Source organism: Phycisphaeraceae bacterium (genome assembly GCA_019636795.1).
Lineage (GTDB): Bacteria > Planctomycetota > Phycisphaerae > Phycisphaerales > UBA1924 > JAHBWW01.
The window spans coordinates 299,137-315,828 of sequence record JAHBWW010000002.1 but is presented as its reverse complement, the minus strand read 5'-3'; the positions used below and the strand labels follow the sequence as shown (position 1 = coordinate 315,828).

Here is a 16,692-nt window from a genome sequence, read left to right as displayed (position 1 = left end):
GAGCACGGTCAGCCATTCTCCTCGGCATCGCATCCGATCATGGCTCAGGTGGAGCTTGGTCTGCCTGTTGGCGACGGGCCCTGCTTTTGCCCAGCCTACTCAGACTCTTCCTGCCGGTCAGGTGGATGTTGCTCGGCTGGTGGATCTTGCGGGTGCTCGGGCGGGGGTGAATATTGAGTATGATGCGTCGGTGGTGCGTGGGTCGGCGACGTTACGTTTTGAAACTGGGGTTGACGATCGCGAACTCTGGGCGCTGATGAATCGCGTTCTTACATCGCGGGGTTTGACCACGGTGCGTCTGACGGGTGAGAGGACGTACAGCGTGGTGCGGCTTGCGGATGCGGCGGGCTTTGCGCCGCTTGAGACTTTTGATGATGTGCGTGCAGCGATGGCGTCGGCCCATGCTGCGGCCGCGTTTTTGCCTGTGGGCGAGGGGCTTGCAGGGGGCCGCGACGCGAACGATGACCACGCAAGGGAACGGAACGCGAAGGAAAACGAAGGAGCTGGAGTTCTGCTCGATGGGCAGCCAGATGTTCCTGCGGGTGCTCAGACTTCCCCGCGCTCGGCGTTCAGCCCCGAGCCGGGGTTTCGCTCGATCGGGTTCGGGCTGCGGCATCGTCCGGCGCGCGAGGTTGTTGAGACATTGACTCGTCTGAGTTCCAAGCCCGGCGGCAGCGTGCAGGCGGTGGGCGAGAGCATGGTGGTGGTGAGCGATCTCTCGTCGCGGCTGGTGCAGATGTTAGAAATTGCGGCGAGGGCGGATGTTCCGTTTGCGTCGGCGCGGGTCGAGGAAGTGGCGCTCTCCAACCTCTCGGGCGTGCAGATGGCGGCGATTGTAATGCAGGTGGCGGCCAAGCGGGAACTTGCAACCGGCCAGAAGATGAAAGGCGAGGTGGTGGCGGCGGCCGATCCTCGTTCGGTGCTGCTGATCGCGACCGAAGACGATCTTAATTCTCTTCGCTTGCTCGTGACCGATCTTGATTCTCGTGAGCGGCTCGATACGGTGGGTTATACACCTTTGCATTTCGCGCCGCGTGATATTGCATCGCTGATCGAGCAGACGGTACGTCAGCCGACGGATGACCGCTGGCGGATGGTGATCAATGAGATCACAGGCAGCCTGGTTATAACAACCACACCGGCATCGCACGAACAGATCGCGGCGTTGATCGAGCGGCTGGACTCGGCACCGTCAGCCGCCCGTCGCCCGGTGCGGACGTTTGTCATCCGCAACCGTTCGGTGCTGGAGATGCGTTCGATTCTGGAGCACTTGCTGACCAGTGGCATCCTGGAAGCGGCGGCGGCCGAATCAGAACGAAGCTCAAGCGGCGTGCGTGAAGCGTCGATGCGCGATGACGGCGTGACGCTCGCGCCTCCGCCGATGGGCGGCGAGGCAGGCGTCTCGCCGACACGAGCAGCGTCAGGTTCGAGTGGGCGAACAATGCAGCAAGGTGCGGGCAGCGCGGTGATGTTGTCGGCCGACGAACATACCAACACCCTCATCGCAGCCGGTGAGCCGCGATTGCTCGCTCAGATCGAGATGTTGCTGCGCACCTTAGATGTCCGCCAGTCGCAGGTGATGCTCGATGTGCTGCTGGTGACATTGACCGAAAGTCAGTCGCGCGATCTTGGCGTGGAACTCGAGCAACTGGCGATGTCAGGCCAGACGAGCATCCGGCTGTCGTCGCTGTTTGGCCTGGGCACACGCACGAACGGTCAACTCGACGGCCCGGTGTCCGCCACGGGCTTGACGGGAGTGGTTCTGAATCCGGGCGATTTCTCGATTGTGCTGCGCGCGATCGAGAGCATCTCGGACGGGCGTTCGGTGAGTATGCCGACGCTGCTGGTGGGCAACAACCAGGTGGCGCGGCTCGATTCGGTGGTGCAACAGCCGTTTGCGAGCGTCAATGCGTCGAACACGGTCTCGACGACGTCGTTTGGCGGCACGCAGGACGCGGGCACGACGGTGACGATTGTGCCGCAGATCGCCGAGGGCGATCATCTGCTGCTCGAGTACTCGGTGTCGCTCAGCGCCTTTCTTGGTCCGGCGTCTTCGCCGACGCTGCCTCCGGCGCGACAGCAGAACCGGGTGAGCAGCGTGGCGACGATCCCCGATGGATACACCGTGGTGGTGGGCGGGATCGAGATCGAAGATGAGTCGCAGAGCGTGACGCAGGTGCCGCTGCTGGGCCGGATCCCGGTCGTGGGCGAGGCCTTCAAGAGCAGGAGCCGTGCGAGCAGCCGATCGAAGTTTTATGTGTTCATCCGCGCGAGCGTGATGCGTGAACACGATCTTGAGAGTCTGCGGCATCTGTCGGATCGGCGGGCCGACGAACTCGACCTCCAGACGGGCTGGCCGGTGGTTGAGCCCAGGGTGATCCGGTGAGCGTGGCAGCGACCAGCGACGCGCCGGCTTCGGCGGGTGGTGGTGGACCCGGCAGCGATGCCTTGTCGGCGCGGCCAAGCGATGAGTTTCTTCGCTTGATCGATCACGAGTTTGCACGCCGGCACCTGGTGCTCAGTGCGGGCAGGGCGGACGATGTCGAACTTTTGCTCTTCGCCGGCAGTACGCGACAGGCCGTGCTGCACAATGTCGGCGTCAGACTCGGATGCAAGGTCTGCACGCGCGAGTGCGGCGTCGAGGATCTCGCCATTGCGATTGACCGCGCGTACGCCTCGGAGCGCGATGAAGAACAGGCTGCCGAACGGGCGATTATCCTCGAGGCCAGCGACGATGTGACAAGCGATCTTGATGCCGCCGTGCGTGAGGCCGAGCGCGATCTCCTGAGCACGCACGGCAAGGCTCCAGCGGTGAGGCTGGTCGATCTGGTGCTGTTTGAAGCGCTGGTGCGGGGCGCGAGCGATGTGCATCTGCAGCCGCTGCGTGAACGCACCTTGGTGCGCTACCGGCTCAATGGTTCATTGCACACGATGCGTGAGCTTCCATCATCCGTCGCGGCCAGCGTGGTCAGCCGGATCAAGGTGATGGCGGGCCTTGATGTGGCCGAGCGCCGGGCGCCGCAGGATGGACGCGCGTCGGTCTCGATCGGTCGCGCGGGCGGGCGGCACGCTGCGGCCACGGGTCGGCAGGCGGACCTGCGCATCAGCACCTTGCCGAGCGTGTATGGCGAGCGTGTGGTGCTGCGTCTGCTTGATCCGGCGCGCTCGCCGCATTTGTCGAGTTTTACTGCGCTGGGCATGCCCGATGCGCTTGAGCGTGCGTATCTGGCGCAGATCGCGCGCACCAGCGGCATCGTGCTCTCGACGGGCCCGACGGGCAGCGGCAAGACCACGACGCTCTATGCGAGTCTGGCGTGGATCAGCGCGACCAACGCCGGCGGCTCGCTGCGCGGCTGCGAACTCAACATGGTCACGGTCGAAGACCCTGTCGAATACGACCTGTCGGGTGCCGGGCTTGCGATCAGCCAGACGCAGGTCGATCCGAAGAAGAATGTTACGTTTGCCACAGGTCTGCGTCACATTCTCCGGCAGGATCCCGATGTCATCATGGTCGGCGAGATTCGCGACGAAGAGACAGCCAGGATTGCGGTGCAGGCGAGTCTGACCGGGCATCTGGTGCTCTCGACCCTGCATACCAGTGATTCGGCCAGCGCGATCGCGCGATTGCTCGATCTCGGCGTCGAGCCGTTTCTGGTCTCGTCGTCGCTCAGTGCGGTGCTGGCCCAGCGTCTGGTGCGCACGGTGCACGGCGCGTGTGGCGGCCGCGGCTGCGAAGCCTGTCTGTCAACAGGCTTTGAGGGCAGAACCGGATTATTTGAACTGCTGGTGCTCGATGCGTCCCTGCGTTCGATGATCAGCGAGCGTGCCCCGGCCAATGAGATCCTGGCGCTGGCCCGCTCGCGCGGCATGCGCACGCTGCACGAGCACGGCCTGTCGCTGGTCTCTGCGGGCCTCACCACTGCCGCCGAACTCTCGCGTGTCATTGACGCTGGCGAGGAGCTTGCGACATGAGCCGGCACGAGATCGCGCCTGGGTGGAAGAGACATGTCGCGGTGTGCGGCGTTGTGCTCGTGGCGGTGTCGATCTGGTCGCTGTGGCCACTTGCAGCCGTCGAGTTTGAGATGCTCGCGCAGCAGGCGACCGAGCCGCCCGCCGCCGCAGCGCGCGAAGCACTCGATCAGGCGGCCTTTGCCGCGCCGATCTGGTATGTCGCTCCGCCGCCGGTCGCGGTAGCCGCGCCCAAGCCGCCGCCTCCACCCCCGCCACTCAAACTGCAACTGATCGCCATCATCTACGAAGGCGGCTCGCCGCGCGCGGTGCTCTATGACCCTGACCGCGATGCGATGATTTCGGTGGGCGTGGGGCAGGAGGTGGCGCGAGGCCGCGTCATCGAGTCGATCGATCCGTCCACGGTGGTCGTGCGCGACGCTGAGCGCACGGTGGCCTTGTCACTGCTCGGAGGCGGGTCATGAGCAGCGAGCGAGATGTGGTGTGGCCCACGGACCGCTGCTACTGGTCCGTCATCGAGTGGCCGGTGCGGTGCAAGGACGGCTCTGCGCCCGCCGGAGTGCTTCACGAGGCCGCAGCCGATATCCCGTGCGATGCCGACACGCTGCATGCGGTGGCGGCGTGCGACGGGCGCGGCCAGACCATTGTGTGCGCGGCTCCGACGTCAGATATCGGGCACGTCTGGTCGGACCCATCCACTCGAAACGTCATCTCGCTGCATCCTGCAGCGCTGCCCGACTGGCTTAACAGCGACCTCGATCCATCGCGTCTGAACTTCCTCGTCGGTCGGTATGCACCGCGCAGCCTCACGCGCCGGCGCACCGTCGGGCACGCTGTGTACGCCGCAGCGCTGCTTGTGTGCGCTGCAATGACGGCACTCGGGCTCGAGCGGCGTGCGCAGGCGCATCACGTCAGCGCCAACCGTGGCCAGGCTGCCATCGAGCAGATGCTCGCGCATGCCAATGTCGATGCGAAGGCGCTTGAGCGTGAACTCGTTCAGCGTCAGGATCGCAAGCAACTGGCCTCGGCTCTTGCCCTGCCAGCCGATGCTACGACGACGCTGGCGCTGGTGCTCTCAGCCTGGCCCGATGCGACCGATGCCTTTGTCGAATCGATCAATGTCGCCGAGGCCGACATCCAGATCGCGGTCTCGACCTCGGTCGATCCGGCGACTCTGCTCGAATCGATCTCAGCCCCCGCAGGCTGGCGTCTTGAAGAGCCGCGCCTGAGCAGCGCCCGCGGCCTGTCTCGCATCGCTCTGCGCTTGCGGCCCGACGACACCCGCTCTCGCCGCGCGGAGGCTCGCCCATGACCCGCCGCATTGTCCTGATCTGGACCGTGTCGATCATGGCATCGGCCGCCATGGTGCTCAGCGCCATGCCGCGCTGGCGAAGCGCACACGAGCAGGCAAGCGCGACAAGCGAGCGCATGCAGGACATTGCCAGACATGTCGAAGCGCTGCACGCACTGCCCGAGGCTGATGCGCAGGCACCGATATCCGATCGCCTTCTGGCCAATCGCATCGCCTCGGTCGTTGCTCGGGCAGGTCTGGCCAGCGGCACCATCATCAGCGTATCGCCGGAATCAGAACGAGTGCTCAAGACAGTCGGCACGACCCAGGCTCTCCAACGCCGTGCCACGTTGACGCTCCAGGCACCGTCTCTGCGAGATCTCGGGCGCTTTCTCAGTCTGTGGCGCGATGAGGAGCCGCGATGGGTCATCACCGCGATCGATTTGAAGCCGCAGCGATCCGACGCGGCTCGAGGCGGCGATCTGCCGGTGCTGGCAGTGCTCACCATGACCGTGCACGACGCGCGTGAAAGCGAGATCAAGCGATGATCCACAACGTGATGTTCTGGTGTGTCTTGATCACGTTGCTGTGCGGCGGCTGCTCGACCCAGCCTCGCCCTGCTCACAGCCCCTATGCAACACCGACTGAAGCGGCCCGCAACACTGTGCTCGCGCAGAAACTCACAGCACAGGCCATCGAACAGATGGAGAAAAACCAGCAGCGGGCCGAGCAACTTCTGCGCGAGGCACTCACTGCCGATCTGTACTTTGGCCCCGCCCACAACAACCTCGGCATCGTGTACCTCTCGCGCGGCATGCTCTATGAGGCCGCCTCGGAGTTTGAATGGGCACGCAAGTTGATGCCCGGCCATCCCGACCCGCGCATGAACCTCGCTCTCGTCCTCGAGCGCGCCGGTCGCACCGACGAAGCCCTCGCCGCCTACGACGCCGCACTGGCCGTCTACCTGGGCCACCTCGAAACCACCCAGGCATTGGCTCGCCTCCAACTCCGCACAGGTCGCACCGACGACCGCACCCCAGGCTTCCTCGACGATATCGCCCTCCGCAGCCAAAGCGAGCAATGGCGAACCTGGGCACTCACGCAAAGGCTCAAGATGAGGCCGAACTGACCGGCCGCAGCTTGTCTGAGCTGTGTGATCCCGCAGTCGGCCATCGCATCGCGGCGCAGCGATCACGCATCATCCCACGCTGCTTGGTCCGCGATCTCGGCCCCTTGTTCGGACACCACTCGCCTGAGTTGCCCACATGCATCGCGAGTTGTGCACAATCTCGAAAACATCTGGAATTCATGCCAGAATCGCCTTGCACTCTGGCCGATTCCATGGCTTCATGTGCATGACGCGGGGCGAATGAACGACCCCGCCATAGACACGAAAGGGACCGGCCATGACGACCAAGACGAACGACAAGACGAACACCCAGACCACCATGCACCAGACCGCCAGCCAGGCCTACGCCAAGCGCAGCAGCGACATCGCGCGCCTGATCGACGTGCTGCAGATGGAGCTTGAAGCCCACGCCAAGCGGGCTGCGCTTGCTGAGAAGCACTGGGGCTATGCGGGCGATCTTGGCCGCATTCGCGAGGGGCTCATCGAGCTGGTCTCGGCCTTGAGCGGCATGGACCACGACGCGATCAACGAGTTTCTCGACGACGCCAACGCGTGCGACGAGCAGCGCTAACCACCAACCACGCACGGAGAAGCGACCATGAACGAGATCACCGCCAGCGCAATCCGCATCGCAGAGACTCTTGCACACGCTGGATTCACCATCCCGGCGATCGAGGTCCGCACGCCCGATGGACGGTCCTGGAACATTGCGATGGTCCACGCGGGGCGCGGCCGGCGCGATGACGGATCGTGGGGGACGAAGTCCGGCGCGCCATACGGCTTCCGGCTCTTCGAGATCGATCATGAAACCGGATGCAGCGATGAACACGACGCGATCGACAGCGACACCTGGCCGATCGACGACCTGCTCGACTACCTGCGGGCGGTTGGTCAGCCGAAAGACACGACGAGTGGGGCCAGCCCCAGCAACAAGACGACGACCTGAAGCCCGCGTGTTGCGGGCTTCGCTGTTTTTGGAACCAGAAAGGACACGACCATGACGAACGCAACGACCGAGACTGCAGCGACGACCAGGACCATCAGCTCCGCCGAACTCTTCAACCTGATCAGCAAGGACGAGCGGAATGCGTTGCGCACTTCCGACGGGGCTGAGGACAAGTTGAAGACCCATGTGGTCTACAGCGCCTGGGAAGACCTCAAGGCCTTCGAGCATGCCAACCGCGAGATCGAGCGCTGCCGCGAGCGCATCGCGCGCGAATGCGCGACGCTCAATCCGCGGCGCGACAGCGATTGCGTGAGCATGGACTGGATCGCGAGCGCCACGCACGACCTGGCCAAGGCGGTTGAGCAGCGCAACGCTGCCCACCGACGCGCCACGAGCTTGCTCGAACTGATGCATCGCGTCGGACTTCTGGCCGATGCGATGGTGCCCGATTTCAACGCGTGAGCGCCCCGCGGCGTCGCGGGGAACCGCGCCAGCTGCGATTGCCCGCTGCGGTGTGCAGCGGGATTGCGAATCCCACAGAAGGAGTTGATCATGCCGACCATCAAGAAGGCCACGACGAAGGCCAAGACGAAGACCATGACGAAGACTACAGCAAAGCCAACCACCAAGACCACCAAGAAGGCTGCTGCGAAGGCTGGCGACCGCGCGCACGCGCGCACGGCTGCGGGTGAGCGCACCCGCAAGGAGGCGATCGCGATCGCGGAGGCCAACATCGCCCGCATCGAGGCGGAAGAGGCTGGCGTTGCTCCGCCCGCCAACAACGCGGAACATGCGGCCCGTGTGGCCAACGGCGAGGTCCGATTGGGCAAGGACGCGACGAAGGCCAGGAACGCGACACGGGCCAACGACGGGGCCAAGGATGCGAAGAAAACCTCCGACCACACTGCCCGGCCCAACTCGAAGGCGTCCGCCGAACCGAGCGTGAAGCGGATGAGTCTTCTCGACGCCGCAGCCGAGGTCCTGGCCGACGCCAGCACGCCCATGCAGGCCAAGGCGATCGTCGACGCTGCCATCGAGAAGAAGCTCTGGACACCGGGCGCGGGCAAGACGCCGCACGCTTCGCTCTACGCCGCGATCATCCGCGAGATCGCGAGCAAAGGCGCTGCATCGCGCTTCACGAAGACGGATCGCGGGCTGTTTGTTGCACGCACCTGAAGCAGCCCTGACCACGCCGCCCCCAGCACACCCCGGCACCGCGCCGTGGTGTGCTGCTCAACGCTTTTCACTTCACTTTATCTCACTTCACTTTCTTTCACGTCACGTCACGTCACTTTGCATCGGTCTCGCCTGCCTGATCCTCCAGCCTTCTCTTCGTCTCAATCCAGTCGTTCGAGCCGTTGAAGAACGCATCCATCGCCGCGTCGATCGGCAGCGGTCTGATCGGCACGTTGATGCGCGTGCGGGCACTGGGCGTCAAGCCAAACTCCGCTTCGAGCCTTGACAGCGCCAGCGACAGCTTGTTGACGATGGCCACCTCCGGAAACTGCGCAAAGCACTTGATGTTGCCGTTGCCATCTTTGAGCGGGTACGTCGTGCCATGTCGATTCACAAACATCGCAGCACGCACCCACTGCACCCACAGCGTGCAGTAGCGCGCCAGCGCCATGCCATCGATCGCGGTGAGCACGCCCATCTCGTCGAGCTGCGGCACGAGCTGGTGCCACACGTCGAGCGCTTCATCCTCGAGCCAGGCCGGCGCATCGGGGAGGCCCTCTCTGGGCTGCGGCTCGTTGCGGTTGAGATCGGCGAGCCTGCTGCCGCGCAGCTTGAGAATCGGCGTCGGTGTGGGCCGCGGCCCGCGTGCTCCCATCGCTCACTCCTCCATCACGCGTCGCCGCCGACCGGCACGCGCTCGGCCTTGCGTCCGGTGAACTGCTCCCAGCGCTGCACGATGACATCGCAGTACTGCGTGTCGAGCTCCATCAGGAAGGCGCGTCGATCCTGCTGCTCGCAGGCCATCAGCGTCGAGCCCGAGCCGCCGAAGAGATCGAGTACGTGTTCGCCCGGCTGCGATGAATACTGGATCGCGCGGGCCGCGAGCTCGACCGGCTTCTCGGTCAGGTGCACCATGCTCTGCGGGTTGACCTTCTTGACGTGCCAGAGATCGACAGCGTTGTTGGGGCCGTAGAAGTGGTGGCCCGCGCCTTGCTTCCAGCCATAGAAGCAGATCTCGAACGCGCCCATGAAGTCCTTGCGCGTCAGCACCGGGTGCAGCTTGTCCCAGACGATGGCCTGGCTGAAGTAGAGCCCGCAGGCTTCAAGCGGGCCGGGATAGTTGCCGAGATTGGCATAGCCGCCCCAGACGTAGAACGACCCGCCGGGCTTGAGCACCCGCGCCGCGTTGGCAAACCACGCCAGCAGCAGCGCGTCGAAGGCGTCGTCGGTGACGAAGTCGTTGGCCAGAGGCCGGTCCTTGGCGCGCATCTTCGTCGTCGTCGGCTGGGCCTTCTCGGGATGACGCGCCAGATCCATGCTCTGGTGATGCGTCTGCTGCTTGCTGAACGAGCTGTTGCCCGCGGCGATCGCGTTGTTTGAGCGCGGCTCGACCTTGACGTTGTACGGCGGATCCATGTGGACCAGATCGATCACCGCGCCGTCGAGCAGGCGATCGAGAGGTGCAACATCGCCGCTGTCGCCGCAGAGCAGCCTGTGTCTGCCGAGCAGCCACAGGTCGCCGGGCCGCGTGATCGGATCATCGGGCGGCAGCGGGATCGGCGGCTCGATCACGTCGCCGCCGAGCATCAGTCCATGCTGACGAGCAAGATCGCCCACCATCGTGCTGACGTCGTCGGAGTCGAACCTGAGCTCTGCAAGAATCTCGCCGAGACGCATCGCGTCAGCCGAAGCCATCGCTGCCAGCGGATCAAGCGTCACGAGCAGCTTCTCCGCCTCGATCGCGTCGACATCAAGCACAAGCACCGGCACCACATCTTCCGGCGTCGTCTCGGCACGCAGATGTCCGTCGACGATCTCGAGCGTCCCGTCTTCACACTCGCGGCACAGCAGCGCGTCAGCGTAGCCGATCTCGGCCAGCACACCGCGCAGCACGTCCTGCTGCGCCTTGGGGTGCGTGCGCCAGTTGCGCGGGCTAGGCCGCAGATCGCCAGCCCGCACCCGCCGCAACTCCCGAACCCGATCACGAATCGTCGTCATTGAACGTCTCCTTGTGCGAATCCATCCACACGAACCAGCCCCCCCCGGGGGGCGTATACAAAACCCTGAACGAAAAATGCGTGGCACCACGCGTTGGTATCCGCGCGAGCCGAAATGTTTCTGACCCCCCCTCCCCCTCGGCTGCCCCTCGGCTTGAGGTGATATGGAGGGCCGCAGCTGTCGCGTACTGTCGCGCACTGTCACGACAGTTGCAATTGTTACCTATACACGCACGCGCGCGGGCGCGCGCACGCACGCGGAACGAGGTTGTGTGCAATTGGGACTGTCGCGACAGTCTGCGACAGTGCGCAGCAGTAGCATGGTTCATGGCGCACCTCCCGCCAGGCCGATTCCCTCGTAGAAGGACACCATGCCCGTGCCGCGCCGGCGGGCCACGCCGGGGGCTGAGGCCAAGAGATCGCGACCGAAGGCCTGCTTGGTGCTGACGGCCGTGCGCCCGTCCTGTTCGCACCAGGTCTTCCATGCGCTGTAAAGGTCATCCACCCATGCCCGATGACCGGCGCCGACAACACAGCGGTCGCGGATGAAGGCCCCGACGGGCGAGGCCAGATCCTCGATATCGCGCATTGCATCCTCGCTGCTGGCGGGCTGGATGAACCGACCGCGTGCATGGAGCCGCTTCCACCCATCAATCGCCCAGTGCAGGATGCCGGGCAGTTCAGCAAGCAGTTGGTCGGTGAGCGTCACGTCTTCGTGGCCGTAGAAGCTGTGTGTGAGCCGCAGGACGAGGAAGCGGCCAGCGAGTGCCGTGCTGGCGTCGTTGAGCCGGGGCAGTTCGTTGGTCAAAAACATAAACCTTGTGGGCAGCTTCATGCTGACGGAGCCGAGAAACTTGCGGTCGATGGTGAGTGTGTCTTCGCCGGAGATGCACAGCAGGCGTTCGACGACCGTGCCGACGTTCTCGCCGCCGAAGCGGGCATCGCTGACAATGGCGAGCGACTTCTCGATGAGAGGCTGCAGACCAAAATTGCCAGCGAGACTGCTGGTGGTGGGCCCGACGACGTTGCCAGCGCCGACGAGGCGGGTGATGATGCGTCCGATCGTGCCCTTGCCCGACCTTCTCGGCCCCACGAGGAGCAGCATCTTCTGTTGGCTGGTGTCGCCCGTGAGGCAGTAGCCCATCCACTCTTGAAGCAGTTGCACAGATTCGAGATCATCGCCGAACAACTGCTCGAGAAACTTGATCCACCGATCGGGCGGCTCAGGGTCGGGCTCGTAATCGAAGTCGAGCGCGTTGATGGTGAACAGCGCGGGAGTGGGCGCGAGGATGCGCCCCGTCGGGATGTGCAGGTTCATCGACTTGCACGGCAGCAGTTCCAGCGCGGGCGGTCGGTTGGTCCCGCCGCCAAGCCACGATGGAGAGACCGTCGAGGCCGGGAGATGGACGAACGAACGGATCGTGTCGAGGGCCTGCTTGACGGTCGTCGGGTTGGACTCGAAGTCCACGAGCTCCATCTCGCCCGTCTGCTTGTTGAGCACGTACCGCAGCGCCTTGTGCAGCCAGGGCTGGAGCCGCTGCTTGAGCCACTCCTCCTCGACTTGGCAGTAGCGATTCCCCCGCCACTCCATCAGAAGCCCCCCATACCCATGCAGGGTGCGGCCATCGGCGTGCTGGTTGAACTCGCGGGCATAGGCCTCGGCGGTCGGAAGCGTGCGCCGGGGTGAAAGCACGAGGCGGCCGGTCGCGGGGTCCGGCTGGCCGAGGGGCACGAGCAGGTCGCCGCCTTCGTCGGGCTCTGATTGAGCGGGGTCGCCAGGGGCGGACGCCGACGGCGCAGCGCGGCGGCGCGGCGAGTACGTCTCGCGGCAATCCGCGATGGCCCTCTCGATGGTCATCTGCCCGTAGGTCCGCGCACCGCGCCGCTCGTCCCATTTTTCACGGAACAGGCCCGAGCGTCGAAACAGCCGATCAATGCGGGCGGCGTCCTTGCCGGTCCAGAAGGCGAGCAGGTTGCACAGCGCCTGGTCCGCGCCGCTGGCATCATCAGCATGCAGCGACGTGTCGCCCGCCCACAAAGTATTGAAGCGGTCACCGTTCTTCGCCTCGCTGGCCCGCTTGATCAGCGCCTCGTCATCGCCCCCGAATCCGGCCGCAACGAGGGTCCCATTCACGCTCGGCTTCTGCTTCTTGGGCCACAGCCGCATGCAAAGCGCGTCGAGTGCAGCCTGCCGCTCCTCGACCTCGGTGGGAGTGTCAAGCACCCGCTGCCCGGTGACGGTGAAGAACCGATCCCGGTCGTAGACCTCGGTTTCCTTGAACCCGGCGATCGCCTTCGACTTGCAGCCGACCCCGTCGGGCTTGCGCCCGGCGAGAAACACCTTCACGCCACGCCCGCTGGGGGAGACCTCGGTGTATGAGTTCAGTGAATCGATGATCTCGCGCGCGGCCGACACGATGGTCCCGGTCTCGTCGATGCAGTCGTCGAGATCGATGCCGCAGAAGGGGTCGTCTCCTGCAAAGACGTACCCGATCCCCGCGTACCCGCCCGTCTTCCATGCCGCGACTGCCTCATCGAACGACGCCCAGGTCGCGGGATCAGTCGAATCCGCGCGCCCGCCACCCCGCGCACTGAAGGGGCACTTGGTCTGCTTGCCGCCCCGGTTGATGTACTTCCAGCACACCCACTGCGCACGCTCGCTTAGGGCTGCGGGAATGGCGGCAAGGGCAACGGCAGGCCGATCGCTCACACTCGCCTCCAGTCATATGCAGCGTATCTGCGGCAACAAGTTACTTGATACAAAGATTTTCGCCTCAAATTCCCGCCGCTTTCAGCTCGGCCTCGGCATGCTCGTGCGCAATGCTCAGCCGATTCAAGTGCCCTTTGCTTCTTGGTGATGAACGAGGAGGTGCAACATCGTGTGTTTCATGCTCGCGCAAGTGAGCTAGATCGCGTGGCAACACGCGCTCATCATCAAGCGAGAAATACTCAGCATCTCGCTCTGCCAAGGCTTCGGCGAAAGAATGAAGCCACACGCGGGTGGTGAAAATCTTGCCGCCGAAGCGAGCATGCTTCAGCCTCACCCGTTCGCCGCCTCGCGTCTGCACACCCTTTCGGCACCAGCGCCAGACACAATTCGGGGTAGGTCTGCCCGGCGCGAATTTCGCTGCTTCGGCGAGCGAGAGATACTTGGTCTCGCCAGCCGCGTCCGCTGGCATGTCGTTGTTTGTGGTTCTGCTGGGCTCATCAAACATAACGGTCATCCTCCGTAGATTGCGATTTTTCGAATCGGAGTGCATTGTCTCTCAGGAATTTGACATGTAACTAAAAAATGCTCGCGAGTACTACCTCACAAGGCATTTCCGCACTCAAGGTGGCGTTTTCGTGCATATATCACAGCATTTGAACAGTCATGCAGTTAAAGTTTTTTTCGCGGCAATAGAATGTGTAACTGCGCACATGCGGCCGCTTGCGAAGTACGCGCCAGACCGGAAAGGCGCTGCAACAAGTGTTACGTCAGCACTTCTGAGCCTTGAGCGTGCGGAGATTTCTTAAGATCAGAGCAGATACTCAGAGTTTTGAGCATTCGCAATGGAGTGGCCGCACCCGCGTCCCCGACGCCGCCTTCACGCCTTCGCGGCACCAGCACCACACGCAGTTCGAAGAGGGCCGCCCGGGAGCCAGCTTCGCGGCCTGCGCGAGCGTGATGTGCTCCTCCGCGGCCGGGGCTCTGGGGTTGACCCCGTTTGCCATTTCTGCTGAATCTTGCTGCTTCACGTCGGACTCCTCGCTCGCCAAAGCCCGGCCCTCACTGGGCTCCGGCTGCTTGCGACGGGGGAAGAATCCACGCTGTTTTGGGGCGGTAACTCGGTAACTCGAGTTACCGCTCAGCCCACCAACGACAACGGCCCTCCCGTGCTAGGAGGGCCGTAGAAAGGGAGAATATTTTCTTGGTCGACGTTAAGGTGGTAACTCGACCAGTTCCGTAGAGAGACGGACCTACGCGTCTAGGCATCGACCTCGATCGTCACCGGCGTAGCGAGCTGGTTGACGATTGGACTGTAGAGGTCGCAATCCTCCGCTTCCGTCTCGATGGTCACCACCAGTGCATACCGCGCAATGCTGTCCACCTTGCCCAAGTGAGGCCGTTCACGCCACCAGCCGGTCACCGGGTACACGGCTATCTGGCCACAAGCTGCAAGGTCTGCGCCCGTCGCGTCCCACCAGTCAGAATGGACGGATCCCCTCGTCTGCAGGTTGGACCCAAGAGCCCATGGAATAGGATCCGCAGTCGAAGGCCGACCACCATCCTCATCCCATTCCTCTTGGCTGATGCGCTGCCGAAACATCTCCTCCGTCTCCGTCGGACCACGGAGCTTGAAGCGGAGTCCATGTGACTGATAGCGAAATCTTTGCTTCCAACCCCGCCTTCCGGGGCTTGGCTCGATGAAATATGACAGCGTTATGCGCAGGCGAGCACCTATCTCATGGAGGCCAGCTAGCGCGTCAGCCGGCCAAGGTAGAGCGTGCAATCGAAAGTCTTTGGTCCGGATCTTCAACTCGCGGTTCTCGCGGACACGTTCAAACGGCTGCAACTGGCCCTGATGGACCAGGGCGACGCGATTCCGAAGTGTGAACCGAGCGCGATCGAGGTCCGGCCGGCCGTACCCAAAGCAGCGGAGCCGGCGGTGCTTGTCGGATTGGAGATCCCCTGGGACCTGAGCGACCATTGCTGGTGTCCACGCCGCAGAATGTACGAGCATTGCGCGGAGAGTTTCCGGCCAAAGGTGCGGGTACTCTGATTGCAGGATCGCGGCCATCCGAGCTGCCTGTGCCGCAGCAGCGCTGGTGTCAGATGTCCATGCGAGGAGATTTCCCACGGTAGAACCTGAAGCGGTAAGAAGACACAGATCTTCCGTCGCATGCACACTGCCAGAGGGCGAACGGGTGTAGTTTCCACCTTCCATGACAATGTCAGGCTTGATTGGCCATTCCTGGTCTGGCCAAGACACGGACGTGCGCGATGTGGGGCACAACTCGCCTTGCTTTGCCAGGGGTGTGTGCCCAGCCAAACCTTCATCGCGGATCTGGATCATTTCCGTACATGCCCCGACCGACAACGCATTCCACGCCTGAGCAGGATCCTCAATCCGATGTTCTTCAAGATTCGCCGTCGGGTAGCGATCTGCAGCCTCGTCCTGAATTGTGCGGATATTGCCTGCTGATACGACAAAGAGACGCCGTGAATCATCGAGTTCGCCGGCCGCGCTCTGATCGATCGCCGCTGACCAGGACGTCGGATAGCCGAAGTCGCGCCCTCGGTCATTGGCAGTCACTGCCAGCAGTACAACTCGGGGGCGCTCTGGAGCAGCCTGCTCAGCTCGCGCAACCCCTTCTTGGGTCACCCAGCCCCATGTGTCCTCTGGATTGGGGCTGGAGTCGTTGAGGATCCTCACGGACTCGACACGATGCGGCGTCAACGGCAGGTCGTTGCTTCCAAGCAAACGCGGAAGCTCGTCGCCATACACGCCAAGCCCTGCCATTTCGGAACCATGACCATTGCGATGGTCTACTTTGGTCCAAGCCGGGTCCAAGGCGTGCTGATCTTCGGGCGACAAGAAAGGGGAAAGCAGCGGGTGCTCCTTCGACACCCCGTAGTCGAGCACGCAGATGGCCGGGGCCGTTGTCGGCGGGACTGTTAGTCTCTGAACAAGATCTTCGATGAGTTGTCGCTGGTCGCGGGGTTGTATCCGAAGAAACTCGCTCGCGACTTCCTTGGCCTTCCGCAGTTCTGCCAGCCTATCCAGCAAAGGCACGAAGACCGTGGTCCATTGACGAACTGTTCCATGAACATGAAATACGAGCCGCTCCTTAAAGTGAAGAACATTCGTCCCAACTCGAAGGCCGCTGTTGCTTGCGATGGATGCGAACTCGACAAACGCGGTGTCTTCCTCATCATCAACGCGTCGTTGAAGCCATACCTCCCACCAAATCGGCGTCTGCGCATCCGTTGGAAATAGATCACTGTCATCTGTCCAGAACGACTTCAGGACCGGTATGCGGACCTCGTCAATGCCCGCCACCAGCGGTTCGTTGAGCGGACGCCCCTTTCTCGTCCTCTCCTCACCCATGTACGCTTCAATCTTCTTAATGAATTCGCCCAGACGACGCTCCGGGACATAGACCGTTGCGTAGGTACGCCCTTCCCGGGACGTGGCCGAAC

At 63.5% G+C, this 16,692-nt stretch carries 15 protein-coding genes; 10 read left to right on the top strand and 5 right to left on the bottom strand.

Annotated features, from left to right (window positions below; all coding sequences use genetic code 11):
• Nucleotides 1-55 precede the first annotated feature (55 nt).
• From KF757_04560 to KF757_04515, 10 genes are all read left to right on the top strand, one after another.
• Entirely contained in the window at nt 56-2,386 is a 2,331-nt protein-coding gene (locus tag KF757_04560; GenBank protein MBX3322243.1) for a hypothetical protein, read from the top strand.
• Nucleotides 2,383-3,972 (top strand): type II/IV secretion system protein, encoded by a 1,590-nt coding sequence (locus tag KF757_04555; GenBank protein ID MBX3322242.1) that lies wholly within the window; start codon nt 2,383-2,385, stop codon nt 3,970-3,972. The genes KF757_04560 and KF757_04555 overlap by 4 nt, the downstream gene beginning before the upstream one ends.
• A complete protein-coding gene (locus KF757_04550) occupies nt 3,969-4,433 on the top strand; it encodes a hypothetical protein (protein MBX3322241.1) in 465 nt (154 codons plus the stop codon). The genes KF757_04555 and KF757_04550 overlap by 4 nt, the downstream gene beginning before the upstream one ends.
• On the top strand, nt 4,430-5,281 hold the full coding sequence (locus KF757_04545) for a hypothetical protein (GenBank protein MBX3322240.1): 852 nt from the start codon (nt 4,430-4,432) through the stop codon (nt 5,279-5,281). The genes KF757_04550 and KF757_04545 overlap by 4 nt, the downstream gene beginning before the upstream one ends.
• Nucleotides 5,278-5,808 (top strand): hypothetical protein, encoded by a 531-nt coding sequence (locus KF757_04540; protein MBX3322239.1) that lies wholly within the window; start codon nt 5,278-5,280, stop codon nt 5,806-5,808. The genes KF757_04545 and KF757_04540 overlap by 4 nt, the downstream gene beginning before the upstream one ends.
• A complete protein-coding gene (locus KF757_04535; GenBank protein MBX3322238.1) occupies nt 5,805-6,389 on the top strand; it encodes a hypothetical protein in 585 nt (194 codons plus the stop codon). The genes KF757_04540 and KF757_04535 overlap by 4 nt, the downstream gene beginning before the upstream one ends.
• 277 nt (nt 6,390-6,666) lie before the next feature.
• On the top strand, nt 6,667-6,960 hold the full coding sequence (locus KF757_04530) for a hypothetical protein (GenBank protein MBX3322237.1): 294 nt from the start codon (nt 6,667-6,669) through the stop codon (nt 6,958-6,960).
• A 27-nt stretch (nt 6,961-6,987) separates the two neighbouring features.
• Complete coding sequence (locus tag KF757_04525; GenBank protein MBX3322236.1) at nt 6,988-7,335, top strand: hypothetical protein; 348 nt, start codon at nt 6,988-6,990, stop codon at nt 7,333-7,335.
• Between the two features lie 51 nt (nt 7,336-7,386).
• Nucleotides 7,387-7,797, top strand: coding sequence for a hypothetical protein (locus KF757_04520; protein ID MBX3322235.1), 411 nt, complete (start codon nt 7,387-7,389; stop codon nt 7,795-7,797).
• 90 nt (nt 7,798-7,887) lie between these two features.
• The gene (locus KF757_04515) at nt 7,888-8,511 is read left to right on the top strand and encodes a winged helix-turn-helix domain-containing protein (GenBank protein ID MBX3322234.1); all 624 of its coding nucleotides are present in this window, start codon (nt 7,888-7,890) and stop codon (nt 8,509-8,511) included.
• Nucleotides 8,512-8,623: 112 nt separating this feature from the next.
• Here the strand turns inward: KF757_04515 and KF757_04510 are convergent, their stop codons facing one another.
• The 5 genes from KF757_04510 to KF757_04490 form a co-directional block, all read right to left on the bottom strand.
• Nucleotides 8,624-9,166, bottom strand: a complete 543-nt coding sequence (locus KF757_04510; protein MBX3322233.1) for a phage terminase small subunit P27 family — start codon at nt 9,164-9,166, stop codon at nt 8,624-8,626.
• Nucleotides 9,167-9,180: 14 nt separating this feature from the next.
• The gene (locus tag KF757_04505; GenBank protein MBX3322232.1) at nt 9,181-10,509 is read right to left on the bottom strand and encodes a DNA modification methylase; all 1,329 of its coding nucleotides are present in this window, start codon (nt 10,507-10,509) and stop codon (nt 9,181-9,183) included.
• Between the two features lie 324 nt (nt 10,510-10,833).
• Nucleotides 10,834-13,218 (bottom strand): hypothetical protein, encoded by a 2,385-nt coding sequence (locus KF757_04500; GenBank protein MBX3322231.1) that lies wholly within the window; start codon nt 13,216-13,218, stop codon nt 10,834-10,836.
• A gap of 64 nt (nt 13,219-13,282) precedes the next feature.
• Nucleotides 13,283-13,723, bottom strand: a complete 441-nt coding sequence (locus KF757_04495) for a DUF1580 domain-containing protein (GenBank protein ID MBX3322230.1) — start codon at nt 13,721-13,723, stop codon at nt 13,283-13,285.
• A gap of 753 nt (nt 13,724-14,476) precedes the next feature.
• Nucleotides 14,477-16,600 (bottom strand): S8 family peptidase, encoded by a 2,124-nt coding sequence (locus tag KF757_04490; GenBank protein ID MBX3322229.1) that lies wholly within the window; start codon nt 16,598-16,600, stop codon nt 14,477-14,479.
• Nucleotides 16,601-16,692: the final 92 nt, after the last annotated feature.